Source organism: Rudaea sp., assembly GCF_036383415.1.
In the GTDB taxonomy this organism is placed as follows: domain Bacteria; phylum Pseudomonadota; class Gammaproteobacteria; order Xanthomonadales; family Rhodanobacteraceae; genus Rudaea.
This window is the reverse complement of sequence record NZ_DASVOK010000061.1, coordinates 1-13866: the sequence shown is the minus strand read 5'-3', so window position 1 is coordinate 13866 and position 13866 is coordinate 1. Positions and strand designations below refer to the sequence as shown.

The following is a 13866-nucleotide window of genomic DNA, read 5'->3' as shown; positions in this document are numbered from 1 at the left end:
GCGCGCGCGCGAGGCGATAACCGCCGTTGACGCCGCGGAACGACTCGACGAGTTCCGCCTGCGCGAGCTGCTTGAGCAGCTTCGACACGGTCGGCAGTTCGAGGTGCACGCGCTCGGCCAGCGCCTGCGCGCTGAATACCTCGTCGGGCGATTCGGCGAGCACGGTCATGACGACGGTGGCGTAGTCGGTGAGTTTGCTGACGCGGAGCATGTTCGCAGCTCTGGTTGAGAAGTGCGGCCGGATGGCCGCCTCTTGGTTCTCGCGATCAGGGACGATCGCATTAATACCGTACCGATATAGTACTGTTTTACCGTGAGCCGGTCAAACGACACGCTATAGTTGTTTGCTCGAACAAATCCGGGAACAGAGATGATCGTTTCCTTCGTGCTGGCGCTGTTGTTTCTGGCATTCGTCCTGCATCGACGTCGCCGGCGAACTGCAAGCTTTCTTGCGGTCTCCGGAATCGCGCTGCTTGTGTTCTCCGGATGCGGCCTTCTGGCGGCGCCGATGCTGAGCGATCTGCAAACGCCATTCATCAAACCGCCACAAGTCAGCTGGGGCCAAAGCAACGCGATCGTCGTGCTCGGCGTCGGCACGGCGAAGGTCGACAGCGTGGTCGAACCGACTCCTTTCGCCTATGGACGGATGCTGCAGGCGCTCGAACTCTACGCCAGCTGCAAAAATCACGGCCGCTGCCGGATCATCCTCAGCGGCGGCGATCCGCAGCACCACGGCGCGTCCGAGGCCGCCGTCTATGCGGCAGAGCTCGTCAAGGCAGGCGTCGACCGCGCCGACATCGTGCTCGACGAAGCGAGCCGGAACACCTGGGAAAACGCGAAATTCACGCGCGCGCTGCTCGAACGCGAGGGCGCGAACAACATCGTGCTCGTCACGGCGGCGCTGCACATGAAGCGCAGCTTGCTGTACTTCGCGCATTTCGGGATTGCCGTCACTCCGATCCGCGCCGACGCGGTCGAGGGCGAATTTTCATTGCCGCCAAGCGGAATGAACATCGCCTACTGCGACATCGCACTGCACGAATACCTGGGCATCGCGCAGTATCACGTCTACAACACGCTCGGATGGAACACTCCGCCGCTCACGGCGTTGCACTCTCGGCTGTAGGACGCACCGCGACATCGTCGGCGCGATCGCGACGCTGCTTTCGCCGGGCAGCCACTGGATCACCGGTTGGCGCATCGAGACCTCGGGCGGCACGTTCCGGTGACCACCGCGCCGATTGACGGACCGATCAAGACGGCATATCTTGTGTTCGTCAACGGCGTCCAACCCAGCATCTTGTTGGCGAGGACTTAATCGGGAACCCGGTGTGAATCCGGGACTGCCCCGCAGCGGTGACCGGGAACGAACGGTGCCAACAGCACTGGGTTGAAGATGCGGCGATCCATTCGCCGCATTCGACGATCTGGGAAGCGGCATCGCAGTAGGTGAGACGGGCGTTGCGCAAGCTGCCTGCCTCGCGCCCGGGAGTCCGAATACCGGCCCGCGATCGTCGTGCGCAAGCGCGGCGTCTGGCTTGCAGACCTTCGCGGGAAGGATGGCCGGGCAGCGTGACGTTTGGTCGCTTTTTCGGGATCGCGCACCCTGGCCCGTCTCTCCTCTCAAACAGTTCTGCATTCGCTCGCGGGAGCGAAGGCCGGCGGTCGCGGCCTGTTCCTGCATCCGCGTTCGCCTGCCTTGCTTCCTTCCGCATCACCGGCAAGGAGAGGCACACATGTCCGACACAGAAACCCTGGCGCCTTCGGCGACACCCATCTCATCGCTCCCGATCGCACAAGCGAATCAGGCAGGCTTCACGCTGACGCCGCCGCACAGCGCGCCGGCCGCGATGCGCGTGACCAAGCGCTCGGGTGCGAACGAGCCGGTCGACCTCAACAAGATCGTGCGCGCGGTGACGCGCAGCTGCGACGGCCTGCGCGACGTCGATCCGATGCGGGTCGCGGTGAAGACGATCACCGGTCTCTACGACGGCGCTTCGACGCGCGAACTCGACGAACTCTCGATCCGCACGGCCGCCTCGCTGATCGCCGAGGAACCCGAATATTCGCAGCTCGCCGCGCGCCTGCTCGCCGGCTACATCGACAAGGAAGTGCAGGCGCCCGGCGTCTACTCGTTCTCGCAGTCGATCCGCCTCGGCTTCGACACCGGGCTGATCAACGAGCGCGTGCTCGCCTTCGTCGAGACCAATGCGCGCAAGTTCAACGACGCGATCGACACGAGCCTCAACGCACGCTTCGAGTACTTCGGCCTGCGCACGCTGTACGACCGCTACCTGCTCAAGCATCCGCACAAGCGCCAGGTCATCGAAACGCCGCAGCATTTCTGGATGCGCATTGCCTGCGCGCTGACGCAAACGACGAGCGATGCTATCGAGCTCTATCATCTGTTCGCGACGCTCGACTACGTGCCGAGCTCGCCGACGCTGTTCAACGCCGGCACGCGCCACGAGCAGCTGTCGAGCTGCTTCCTGCTCGACTCGCCGGCCGATTCGCTCGATGCGATCTATGAGAAGTACAAGGACATCGCGCAGCTGTCGAAATTCTCCGGCGGCATCGGTGTGGCCTGGCATCGCGTGCGCGCCGAAGGCTCGCTGATCCGTTCGACCAATGGCCTGAGCAACGGCATCGTGCCGTGGCTGAAGACACTCGATTCGTCCGTCGCCGCGGTCAACCAGGGCGGCAAGCGCAAGGGTGCGGCCTGCGTCTATCTCGAACCGTGGCATGCCGACGTCGAGTCCTTCCTCGAACTGCGCGACAACACCGGCGATGAGGCGCGGCGCACTCACCATCTCAATCTCGCCAACTGGGTGCCCGACCTGTTCATGCGCCGCGTCGACGAAGACGGCGCGTGGTCGCTGTTCGATCCGGCCGACGTGCCCGACTTCCCCGATCTTTGGGGCGCCGCGTTCGAGCAGGCCTACGTGCAGGCGGAGGCGCGTGGCCTCGCGAAGAAGACACTCAAGGCGCGTGATCTCTACGCGAAGATGATGCGCACGCTCGCGCAGACCGGCAACGGCTGGATGACGTTCAAGGACGCCTGCAACCGCGCCTGCAACCAGACTGCGCAGGCGGAGAACCGCGTGCACCTCTCGAATCTCTGCACCGAGATCATCGAAGTCACCGGCGGCGCGGAAACGGCAGTGTGCAATCTCGGCTCGATCAATCTCGCGCGTTGCGTCGTCGACGGCGCCTTCGACTTCGACAAGCTCGCGCACACCGTGCAGGTCGCCGTGCGCCAGCTCGACCGCGTGATCGACCTCAACTTCTACCCGATCGCGACCGCACGCGCCTCGAACCTGCGCTGGCGGCCCGTTGGCCTGGGCCTGATGGGCCTGCAGGACGTGTTTTTCCAATTGCGCCTGCCGTTCGATTCGGCAAACGCGCGCGAACTGTCGGCGCGCATCTCCGAGGAAATCTACTATCACGCGCTACACGCCTCGCTCGAACTCGCACGCGAACACGGCGCGCACGCCGCATTCGCGGACACGCGCGCGGCACGCGGCGAACTGCAGTTCGATGCATGGAACGTGACGCCGAGCGACACCGTGCGCTGGAACGCGCTGCGCGAGCAGATCAAGGCACATGGCCTGCGCAACTCCCTGCTGGTCGCGATTGCGCCGACCGCGACGATCGCCTCGATCGCCGGCTGCTACGAATGCATCGAGCCGCAGCTGTCGAACCTGTTCAAGCGCGAGACCCTGTCGGGTGATTTCCTCCAGGTCAACCGCTACCTCGTCGAGGAACTGAAGTGCCTCGGACTGTGGACGGCCGAGATCCGCGATGCGATCAAGCTCGCCGAGGGCTCCGTGCAATCGGTCGTCGCGCTGCCCGAGGAGCTGAAGATCATCTATCGCACAGTTTGGGAACTGCCGATGCGAGCGCTGATCGATATGGCCGCCGAGCGCGGCGCGTTCATCGACCAGAGCCAGTCGCTCAACCTGTTCATCGAGAACCCGAACATCGGCCAGCTGTCGAGCATGTACATGTATGCGTGGAAGAAGAGCCTGAAGACGACGTACTACCTGCGCTCGCGGCCGGCGACGAAGATCGCAAAGGCAACGGTGACCGCAAGCGATACCGTACCGAAGAAGATCTACTCCGACAGCGAGGCGGTCGTCTGCTCGCTAGAGAACCCGGAAATGTGCGAGGCCTGCCAATGACGACCTCGCATCTGCTCGACCCCGGTTTCAACCTCACCCTGCGACCGATGCGCTATCCGCAGTTCTACGAGATGTATCGCGCCGCAATCAAGAACACCTGGACGGTCGAAGAGATCGACTTCCAGATCGACCTCAACCATCTTGACAAGCGCATGACGCCGGCCGAACGCCATCTGATCGAGCGCCTCGTCGCCTTCTTCGCGACCGGCGACTCGATCGTCGCCAACAACCTCGTGCTCAACCTGTACAAGCACATCAACGCGCCCGAGGCGCGCATGTACCTGTCGCGACAGCTTTACGAGGAAGCGCTGCACGTGCAGTTCTACCTGACCCTGCTCGACAACTACATTCCGCAGGCGGAGCGGCGCGCGCAGGCTTTCGCCGCGATCGAGAACATTCCCTCGATCCGGCACAAGGCCGAGTTCTGCCAGCGCTGGATGGATTCGGTGCAGAAACTGGATCGCATCGACAGCGACGCGGACAAGCGCCAGTTCCTGCTCAACCTCACCTGCTTCGCTGCCTGCATCGAAGGCTTGTTCTTCTTCGCCGCGTTCGCCTACGTCTATTTCCTGCGCTCGCGTGGCCTGCTGCCGGGCCTGGCCGCGGGCACGAACTGGGTGTTCCGCGACGAATCCGCACACATGGCGTTCGCCTTCGAGGTGATCCGCACGGTGCGGCGCGAGCAGTCCGAGCTGTTCGACGAGCAATGGGCAGCCGACGTGCGCACGATGCTCGCCGATGCGGTCGACTGCGAAACGCAGTTTGCCGAGGACGTGCTTTCTGGCGGTGTGGTCGGCATGTCCGCCGCCGAGATGCGCCAGTATCTCGAATACGTCGCCGATCAGCGCATGACCATGCTCGGCCTGCCGCCGATCTACGGCGCGAAGAACCCGTTCCCGTTCATGGAGCTGCAGGACGTGCAGGAGCTGACCAACTTCTTCGAGCGCCGCGTGTCGGCGTATCAGGTCGGCGTGCAGGGAGAGGTCAGTTTCGACCACGCGTTCTGACTCGCACGCAGCGCGTCAGAACACCATGTTGAGCGCCAGTGCCGGCGTCGCCGACGCCGGTGCCGTGCTCGTGTGCGGAATCACGCGTACGCCGAGCAGCAGGCCGATGTTCGCATTCCAGTTGTATTCGACCGCGGGCGCGAGCGCGAACGACACATGCGGTCCGGTGTCGACACGCACGTCGTCCGCCGTCGCATCGGGCGTGGCGCGGCCGACGATGCGCGTGCTCGCGGCATGCCGGTAGACGACGTCGGCTGCGAGCACCCAATTCGAGGTCAGGCTGTACTCGAAGGCGAGATCGACGCTGCCGACATCGCCCGGGCTCGCCCTGCCGCGGAAGCCCTGCGCGGTGCCGTAAACGCTGGCGTCCTCGATGTTCGCATCGCGCGAGAACGCGTAGGCAAAGTTCAGGCGCGTGCGCAGGATGCGCCCGTTCGGCATCCAGTAATAGGTCTGCATGTACCAGCCCAGCGTCGTCGATTGCGCGCCGCTGCCGAAGCCGTCGCCGACATGCTTGCCGAGACGATCGAACTTGCCGGTCGGGAACGATTGCTGCACGTTGAACGCCATCGCCGGCATGCCACTGTCGGCGTCGAACCGGGTCACGCTCCACTGCGCCTGCACGCTGACGTCGCCAATGCCGACATGCGAGGAACCCGCGCCGCCATCGATGCGGTTGTAGCCGAAGGTCGGGATCATGCCGATGGTCAGGCGATCGGTGAGGCCATAGTTGATGTAGCTCAGCGAGCCGAAGCCGTCGGAGTGCGGCGCCATCACGTCGTAGACGTACGGTTCGACCAGCCAATGCCCCTGCGGCAGCGCACCGGCCGACGGCGCCAGCATCGGGCCGGTCCACCACGCTTCGTCAAGCGACTCGCGCGCGGCCGACGGTTCTTCGGCGCCTGCTAGCGCGCAGACCAGCAACGCGGAAAATCCCGTCGCGCGAACGACGGTCGATGCGAATGTCACGAGCGAGCCTCCTCGCAAAAGTGTGCGTATGCTGGCCGTTGACCCATTCATACGACAGGGGCACTCCGCAGCAAATCAACGGGGCCAATTCCGCGCATGTCGCGGGCCCGTGCATCACCGCGGCCGCAGCCGCTAAACTGACCCGCATGACCGATCCGCAATCTGCCCGCCGCAGCGAACTGCAGGCTTTCGTCGCCGCGCAATTTCCGCAACACGACTTCAGCCTCGCTCCTGCTTCGGCCGACGCGAGCTTCCGCAGCTACTGGCGCGTCGACGCCGGTGGCGAAACGCGCGTCGTCATGGACGCACCACCCAACAACGAAAGCATCGCGCCGTGGCTGGCCATCGGCGCGCGCCTGCATGATGCCGGGCTGCACACACCGCAGGTATTCGCGGTCGATCACGCGCGCGGCTTCATCCTGATGGAAGACCTCGGCAACCGCACTTATCTGCCCGAACTGAACGCCGCGAGCGCCGATGCGCTCTACGGCGACGCACTTGATGCACTGCTGACGATGCAGACGCGCGTGTCGCCGACGGGCCTGCCTCCGTTCGACGAAGCGTTGCTGCGAACCGGCATGGAGAACCTGCCGACGTGGTTTTTCGATCGCCATCTCGGCTTCGTGCCCGACAGTGAGGAGCGCGCCACGATCGAGTCCGCGTTCGCCCTGCTCGTCGCCAATGCGCGCGCGCAGCCGCGGGTGTTCGTGCACCGTGACTTCCACAGCCGCAATCTGATGATCGTGGCGCGCGACAACCCTGGAATAATTGCCCCTGGGCTCTTGAGCCCAGGGATAATAGACTTTCAAGGTGCGCTGCACGGCCCGATCGCCTACGACCTCGCCTCGCTGCTGCGCGACTGCTACATCGCCTGGCCGCGCGAGCGCGTCGACGCGTGGATGCACGACTACCATCAACGCCTGCGCGCGGCCGGAGTCGTCGATGTCGATGCGGCCGTGTTCCGGCGCTGGTTCGACCTTATCGGACTGCAGCGGCATACGCGCCTGCTCGGCCAGTTCTGCCGGCTCAACTATCGCGACGGCAAACCTGGTTACCTCAACGATCTGCCGCTGACCCTGCGCTATGTGCTCGACGTCGCGCGCGGCTATCGCGAACTCGCAGCATTCACCGAGCTGATAGAACGCGCTGTCGGCGATCGCGACATCACGCAGCCGCGCGCACAGGAGCAGGTCGCGTGATTGAGCGTGCGCTGATCTTCGCCGCCGGCCGCGGCGAACGCATGCGCCCGCTCACGGACGCGACGCCAAAGCCATTGCTCGAAGTCGCCGGCAAGCGACTGATCGAATACCACCTCGACAAGCTCGCCCGCGCGGGCGTGCGCGAGGTCGTCATCAACACCTCGCATCTCGCCGAACAGTTTCCCATCGCTCTCGGCGACGGCGCACGCTGGAACCTGCGCATCCACTTTTCCCACGAAGGCCCCGAACCGCTCGAAACCGGCGGCGGCATGCGGCATGCGCTGCCGCTGCTCGACGAAGCTCCGTTCATCGCGGTGAACGGGGATATTTTTACCGATTTTGATTTTTCCACTTTGCCGCAAAATCCACCTGGACTCGCGCATCTCGTCCTCGTCGACAATCCGCCGCAACATCCGCGCGGAGACTTCGTGCTGCGCGACGGACTCGTCCACGACGAGGAAGCGCCGCGCCTCACCTTCGCCGGCATCGGCGTGTATCGCCGCGAACTCGTCGCCGCGCATGCCACGGGAAAATTCCCGCTCGCGCCCCTCTTGCGCGCCGCGATGCGACAGGCAAGAATCTCCGGCGAGCACCATGGCGGCAGGTGGACCGATGTCGGCACACCGCAGCGGCTGACGGCGCTCGAAGCCGACATCTTGGGGAAGCAAGGCGTCGTGCAGCAGAACCCGCAGGTCGGGTAGTACCTGCAATCCACGCGGACCGCAACGCGGTGCGCGGCGGTGCGCTCGACCTGGACCGGCAAAGACTGCTCTTCGACAGGCTGTCGACAAACACGGTTTCGGTCGTGGCGTCATCGCGGCGCAATCTGCCGCGGTTCCAATCGTTCGATTGACGCAAACACGGAGACCGTTCATGCCTCATCTTGCAGCACGCCGTCGCCTCACGCTCGTCATCGCCCTCACGCTCGTCATCGCCCTCGCGCTCGGCATCGCCAGCCCATTCGCCAGCGCGGCGCCTTCCAGCATCGACTACGAAGACCACTTCGAATTCGACGCAAGCCTCGACGCTCCCTATGTCGCCGATGCGGCACACAGCCGCGATTTCACATTGCACTTCCGCTTTCCCGGCGCGGCCGACGGCAGCATCGTCGGCTGGAAACTGGAAATCGTCGATGCCAACGGCGCCGCCGTGCGCACATGGCGCGGCGAGGAAACCCTGCAGCGCGGTTCCGTTGACGCGCAGGTGCGCTGGTCCGAATTCGATGCGCAGAACGCCGCACTGCCGAACGGGATCTACGCCGCGCGCCTGTCCGCGTACGCGTTGCCGTCCTACCTCGGCGGCGGCGACACCTACGGCACGCTCGCGCAACGCGTGGATGCCGCGCTGGGCAATTCCTCGAACGACATCATCGAACAGGAATCCGAAGTGAAGGTGGGCTATGTCGAGCCGCCGTACATGCCCGAATTCGCGCCGCTGCCGACGAACGCCTCTGCGCACGCATCGCTGCCGAACTCGAACGGCCCGCAATCGGCGCGAGCCGCGCGCCAATCGACAATCGACTCCGCCTCGGCCACCGCGAGTCTGCCGTACACCGTCTACTACGGCAACCTGCACAGCCAGACCGCCTTGTCCGACGGCAGCGGCGCCCCGCTGTCGACCTGCAACAGCGAGCAGAGCCCGCAAACCGGTACGGGCGGCAATGCGACCGCCGCCTACACCTATGCGATGAACCACGGTCTCGACTTTTTGATGACCAGCGAACACAACCACATGTTCGATGGTTCGACCAGCACGAATACCTCGGCCGATCCGACCTCGGTCAAGGCGCTGTACCAGTCCGGCCAGACGATGATGAGCAACTGGAACTCGTCGCACTCGAACTTCCTCGCTCTCGCCGGCATGGAGTGGGGCGTGATCAGCAACGGCGGCCACATGAACGTGTTCAACGCCGACAAGCTGGTCGAATGGGAATACAACAGCTCAAACCAGCTGCTCGGCGACATCTTCGTGGCGAAGAGCGACTACGCCAGCATGTACACGACGATGAAGAACAACGGCTGGATCGGGCAGTTCAATCATCCGGCCAGCATCGGCCAGTTCACGATCAACGGCACCGACCTCGCCTACACCGCCGACGGCGACGCGGTGATGGTCACCTGCGAGATCATGAACTCGTCCGCCTTCTCCAACGTCACCGACGAGTCGCAGGGCGCGGGCGGAGGCTATGCGGCCGCGTGCAACAAGCTGCTCGAAGCCGGCTATCACGTTGCCTTCTCGTCCGACCAGGACAACCACTGCGCCAACTGGGGCGCGAGCTACAGCAACCGCACCGGCGTACTGCTGCCGACCGGGCAGGCGCTGAACCGCGCGAACTTCCTCGCCGCACTGCAGGCGCGCCACGTGTTCGCCACCTGGGACAAGACCGCGCAGATCGTCCTGACTACCGATGGCGGTCACCTCATGGGCGACCAGTTCAGTCATTCCGGCGCGCTCACCCTCACGGTCAACTATGCGCCCGGCACCGGCCGCAGCGCCTCGACCGTGAAGATTTACCAGGGCGTGCCGGGCAGCAACGGCACGGTCAGCTCGACCACGCTGAGCGGCAACACCTACACGACCACGCCAGCCAACGGCAGCTACTTCTACTACGCGGTCGTCACCCAGGACAACGGCACGCAGCTCTACTCGGCGCCGGTGTGGGTGAATCAGGGTGCGAGCAGCGGCGACACGACACCGCCGACGGTCAGCGCCTCCGAATCGGGCACGAGCGGCACGATCACGCTGTCGGCGACGGCCAGCGACAACGTGGGCGTGAGCAAGGTCGAGTTCTACGTCGACAGCGCGCTCGTCGCGACCGACACCGCACCGCCGTATTCGACCATGCTCGATTCGACCACGCTCGCCAACGGCAGCCACAATCTCGTCGCCAAGGCCTACGACGCGGCCGGCAATGTCGGCACAAGCAGCACGGTCGCGTTCTCGGTCAGCAACTCGACGACCGACACGACGCCGCCTACGGTCAGCGCCTCCGAGTCGGGCACGAGCGGCACGATCACGCTGTCGGCGACGGCCAGCGACAACGTCGGCGTGGCCAAGGTCGAGTTCTACGTCGACAACGTGCTCAAGGCGACCGATACCGCATCACCGTACTCGTCCACGCTCGACTCGACCACGCTCGTCAACGGCAGCCATAACCTCGTCGCCAAGGCCTACGACGCGGCCGGCAATGTCGGCACGAGTTCGACGGTCGCGTTCTCGGTCAGCAACACGGTCGTGGCGACCGAACTGATCACGAACGGCGGCTTCGAATCCGGCAGCACCGGCTGGACCGCGTCCAGCGGCGTGATCACGAACCAGAGCGGCGAGTCGGCGCATGCCGGCAGCTACTACGCGTGGCTTGACGGCTACGGCGTGGCGACGACGGACACAGTCAAGCAGAGCGTGTCGATTCCGTCGACCGCGACCACGGCGACGCTCTCGTTCTGGCTGCACATCGACACCGCCGAAACGACCACGACGACCAAGTACGACACACTGACCGTGCAGCTGCTCAACAGCTCGGGCACGGTACTGACGACGCTCGCGACCTACTCGAATCTGAACGCGAACATGGGCTACGCGCAGAAGAGCTTCGATGTGAGTGCGTACAAGGGCCAGACTGTGCAGGTCTATTTCAAGGGCGTCGAAGACAGTGCGTACCAGACTTCGTTCGTCATCGACGACGTCAGCCTGAAGTCGCAGTAAGCGGGTGGAGAAAACGACGCGCCCGGTCGAACGGGCGCGTCGTGGCACGAACCCAGCAACGTGCCGGCTTCGGAATGACTTTTCCAACCGCGCGGGAACACGATAGCTCAGGGCGCTGCGGTACAATCCCGCCATGCGCATCCTCCTGCAAACCCAGCCGCAAGCCGCCGAAGCGCCGCGCTACTACCAGATCCAGCTGCAGCAGGATCTGCTCGGCGGCTGGACGCTGACGCGCGAGTGGGGCCAACAGGGCGGACGCGCGAGTCTCAAGCGTGAAGTATTCCTCGAACGCGACGATGCGCTCGCCGCGTTCGAGCACGCGCGCGACGCGCAGATCAAGCGCGGCTTTCGCCTGATGTTCAGTCAGGGAATCGATTCGCCGTATTCATAGACGATCTTTCCTTCTCCCCCGGGAGAAGGTGCCCGAAGGGCGGATGAGGGAAAGGCATTCCACTTTCCGGCAAGAGCGCAATCGTGCAAGGCTCTTCCCTCATCCGGCGCTTCGCGCCACCTTCTCCCAATGGGAGAAGGGAAGCAAAAAGAGTATACAAATGCAAAACCACCGCTTCCTGCGCGCACTTGCGCGCCAACCCGTCGACGCCACACCGGTCTGGATCATGCGCCAGGCGGGGCGCTACCTGCCCGAGTATCGCGCCACGCGTGCGCGCGCCGGCAGCTTCGTCACTCTGTGCAAGACGCCGGAGCTGGCCTGCGAGGTCACGCTGCAGCCGATCGCGCGCTATCCACTCGATGCGGCGATCCTGTTCTCCGACATTCTCACCATTCCCGATGCGATGGGCCTCAACCTGTCGGTCGACGAGGGCATCGGCCCGCGCCTGGCCAACCCGGTGCGCACGCTGGCCGAGATCGAAAAACTCGGCGTACCCGACCCGGAAACCGACCTGCGCTACGTGATGGATGCGGTGCGCCTGATCCGCCATGAGCTCGACGGCAAGGTGCCGCTGATCGGCTTCGCCGGCAGCCCGTGGACGCTGGCCTGCTACATGATCGAGGGTGAAGGTTCATCGAGTTTCGCGCGGCCGAAGGCGCTCGCGCTCGAGCAGCCGGCGACGATGCACAAGCTGCTCGATGTCGTCGCGCGCTCGGTCGCCGCCTATCTTGCCGCGCAGGCCGCCGCCGGCGCGCAGGCGCTGATGGTGTTCGACACTTGGGGTGGCCTGCTCGCGCCGGCGATGTTCCGCGAATTCTCGCTGCGCTATCTCGCGCAGATCGCGCAGGCTCTGAAGAACGACGCCGTTGCGAAAAACGTGCCGCTGATTCTTTTTTCCAAGGGTGCGAACGGCCATCTCGAAGCGCTCGCCGACACGGGATGCGATGCGCTCGGCCTCGACTGGACGATCGGCCTCGATGAGGCGCGCGCGCGCGTCGGTGGCCGCGTCGCACTGCAGGGCAATCTCGATCCGGCCGTGCTGCACGCGAGTCCCGAAGCGATCCGTGCCGAAGTCGGCCGCGCGCTCGCCGACTTCGGCGTGCATCCGGGCCATGTGTTCAACCTCGGCCACGGCATCACGCCCGACGTCGATCCCGAGCGCCTTGGCGCGCTGATCGACGCTGTGCACGAACTCAGCGCAGGCCAGCTCGACTAGGCGGGCGCAGCCGCCGGCATCGGAATCGGCTGCGGCGCCGCCGGCTGTGTGTACGGCGCGACGCCACGTGCGATGTAGTTGCGGTCGACGCCGCGCAGGATGTTGCGCACGACCGCGATCGCCGGCGCCGACTCGAACACGGCGGAGTGGATGCTGTCGTGCGTGTCGATGTAGTCGCTGACGTCGAACTCGAACACGTTGTCCCAGACATTGCCCGGATCGGCGAGGCCACTGCGACCGAGCCGGCGCGTGCCGAAATGCTTGAGCCCCGCCGACATGCCGAGCACCTGGTCGAGGCCGGTGTACAGCGCGGCGATGCGATAACACAGGTTGGCCATCAGGTTGCCGTCGCTGCCTGCGGGCTGGTCGCGCTCGAACAGGTCGTTGTCGACATCGGCCGCGATCATGACAAACTGGTTTATGAGGCTGACCAGCTGCGGATCGTTGAGCTGCTTGGACGCCGCGACGAGCGCCTCCTGCATGACGTAGTTGCCCATGCTGTGCGCAAGCACCGACACCTTCATGCGGCAGAACTTGCCTGGATCGTCGGTGCGCGCGGCGATGCGCTGGCGCAAAGTCAAATAGTCGCTCAGCTCGACCAGCAATGCGGCGAGATCGGGGGCGCTGTCGCGCGCACTCTCGCGATCGGGCAGATAGCCGGCGACGTTGCCCTTCGACGGCCACGAGTACAGCACGAGCTGGCCCATGTCGCCTGCGCCTTCCATGAGGCCGTTCTTGATCAACAGATAGTCGTTGACCGTGTCTTCCCAGTCCGAGTTGTAGCCGTGGACGAACAGGCAGAGCAATTTCTGCTCCTCGTGCTCGGCCTCGGGCACGATCGGGCACTCGGTGCCGATCGCCTTCAACTGCGCGACGAAGGCTTGGCGCGTCACCTTGGTCCACGCCGAGAGCGTATGCAGCTTGCCGGGATCGGCATCGGCCGGTGCGGTGTAGAAACCCATTGTTGCCAAGCGCGAGCCGAGCCGGTCGTCCTCGCGATTGCGGTTGCTGATCATCAGGTAGGGGCGCATGGCATTGCCTCCGACTGCGTGAAACATTCGCCCGATTATGCGCTTATGCCAATAGCGGTTTGATGACGTGGTCGACGCCTGCGCGCAGTGCGTCACCGGTAACCGGCTTGCGCAAGAACGCATCCATGCCGGCGGTCAGGCACAGCGCCTCCTCGTTGCCGGCAGAG

Annotated in this window: 11 protein-coding genes and 1 riboswitch; of the genes, 8 read left to right on the top strand and 3 right to left on the bottom strand. The window is 64.7% G+C overall.

Annotated features, from left to right (window positions below):
* On the bottom strand, positions 1 to 211 hold a 211-nt coding region (locus VF497_RS02105), incomplete at its 3' end, for an Rrf2 family transcriptional regulator (RefSeq protein WP_330885774.1).
* Positions 212 to 370: 159 nt separating this feature from the next.
* On the opposite strand from VF497_RS02105, the gene VF497_RS02100 reads away from it, so the two are divergent.
* From VF497_RS02100 to VF497_RS02090, 3 genes are all read left to right on the top strand, one after another.
* Positions 371 to 1126 (top strand): YdcF family protein, encoded by a 756-nt coding sequence (locus tag VF497_RS02100; RefSeq protein WP_330885772.1) that lies wholly within the window; start codon positions 371 to 373, stop codon positions 1124 to 1126.
* Positions 1127 to 1264: 138 nt separating this feature from the next.
* A riboswitch (cobalamin riboswitch) is annotated at positions 1265 to 1523 on the top strand.
* Positions 1524 to 1850: 327 nt separating this feature from the next.
* A complete protein-coding gene (locus VF497_RS02095; RefSeq protein WP_414706828.1) occupies positions 1851 to 4181 on the top strand; it encodes a ribonucleoside-diphosphate reductase subunit alpha in 2331 nt (776 codons plus the stop codon).
* A complete protein-coding gene (locus VF497_RS02090; RefSeq protein ID WP_330885767.1) occupies positions 4178 to 5188 on the top strand; it encodes a ribonucleotide-diphosphate reductase subunit beta in 1011 nt (336 codons plus the stop codon). The genes VF497_RS02095 and VF497_RS02090 overlap by 4 nt, the downstream gene beginning before the upstream one ends.
* A 15-nt stretch (positions 5189 to 5203) precedes the next feature.
* Here VF497_RS02090 and VF497_RS02085 read toward each other — a convergent pair whose 3' ends face one another.
* Positions 5204 to 6157, bottom strand: coding sequence for a transporter (locus tag VF497_RS02085; protein WP_330885765.1), 954 nt, complete (start codon positions 6155 to 6157; stop codon positions 5204 to 5206).
* Between the two features lie 146 nt (positions 6158 to 6303).
* Between VF497_RS02085 and VF497_RS02080 the strand changes: the two genes are divergently transcribed.
* The 5 genes from VF497_RS02080 (at position 6304) to hemE (ending at position 12668) form a co-directional block, all read left to right on the top strand.
* Positions 6304 to 7356, top strand: coding sequence for an aminoglycoside phosphotransferase family protein (locus tag VF497_RS02080; protein ID WP_330885763.1), 1053 nt, complete (start codon positions 6304 to 6306; stop codon positions 7354 to 7356).
* A complete protein-coding gene (gene murU / locus VF497_RS02075; protein ID WP_330885776.1) occupies positions 7356 to 8057 on the top strand; it encodes an N-acetylmuramate alpha-1-phosphate uridylyltransferase MurU in 702 nt (233 codons plus the stop codon). The genes VF497_RS02080 and murU overlap by 1 nt, the downstream gene beginning before the upstream one ends.
* 172 nt (positions 8058 to 8229) lie before the next feature.
* Entirely contained in the window at positions 8230 to 11061 is a 2832-nt protein-coding gene (locus tag VF497_RS02070) for an Ig-like domain-containing protein (RefSeq protein WP_330885760.1), read from the top strand.
* Positions 11062 to 11194: 133 nt separating this feature from the next.
* Positions 11195 to 11452 carry a WGR domain-containing protein gene (locus tag VF497_RS02065; protein WP_330885758.1) on the top strand — a complete coding sequence of 86 codons (258 nt, stop codon included), beginning with the start codon at positions 11195 to 11197 and terminating at the stop codon, positions 11450 to 11452.
* A 160-nt stretch (positions 11453 to 11612) separates the two neighbouring features.
* Positions 11613 to 12668 (top strand): uroporphyrinogen decarboxylase, encoded by a 1056-nt coding sequence (hemE, locus tag VF497_RS02060; RefSeq protein ID WP_330885756.1) that lies wholly within the window; start codon positions 11613 to 11615, stop codon positions 12666 to 12668.
* Here hemE and VF497_RS02055 read toward each other — a convergent pair.
* Positions 12665 to 13699: an alpha/beta hydrolase gene (locus VF497_RS02055; protein WP_330885754.1), complete on the bottom strand. Its 1035-nt coding sequence runs from the start codon at positions 13697 to 13699 to the stop codon at positions 12665 to 12667. The two genes, hemE and VF497_RS02055, sit on opposite strands and share 4 nt — an antisense overlap.
* Positions 13700 to 13866 lie beyond the last annotated feature (167 nt).

What these genes read in the sequence shown, in the direction of transcription:
- VF497_RS02100 (WP_330885772.1), top strand. Translation starts at nt 371, where the DNA reads ATGATCGTTTCCTTCGTGCTGGCGCTGTTGTTTCTGGCATTCGTCCTG.
- VF497_RS02095 (WP_414706828.1), top strand. Translation starts at nt 1,851, where the DNA reads ATGCGCGTGACCAAGCGCTCGGGTGCGAACGAGCCGGTCGACCTCAAC.
- VF497_RS02090 (WP_330885767.1), top strand. Translation starts at nt 4,178, where the DNA reads ATGACGACCTCGCATCTGCTCGACCCCGGTTTCAACCTCACCCTGCGA.
- VF497_RS02080 (WP_330885763.1), top strand. Translation starts at nt 6,304, where the DNA reads ATGACCGATCCGCAATCTGCCCGCCGCAGCGAACTGCAGGCTTTCGTC.
- VF497_RS02070 (WP_330885760.1), top strand. Translation starts at nt 8,230, where the DNA reads ATGCCTCATCTTGCAGCACGCCGTCGCCTCACGCTCGTCATCGCCCTC.
- VF497_RS02065 (WP_330885758.1), top strand. Translation starts at nt 11,195, where the DNA reads ATGCGCATCCTCCTGCAAACCCAGCCGCAAGCCGCCGAAGCGCCGCGC.
- hemE (WP_330885756.1), top strand. Translation starts at nt 11,613, where the DNA reads ATGCAAAACCACCGCTTCCTGCGCGCACTTGCGCGCCAACCCGTCGAC.
- VF497_RS02055 (WP_330885754.1), bottom strand. Translation starts at nt 13,699, where the DNA reads ATGCGCCCCTACCTGATGATCAGCAACCGCAATCGCGAGGACGACCGG.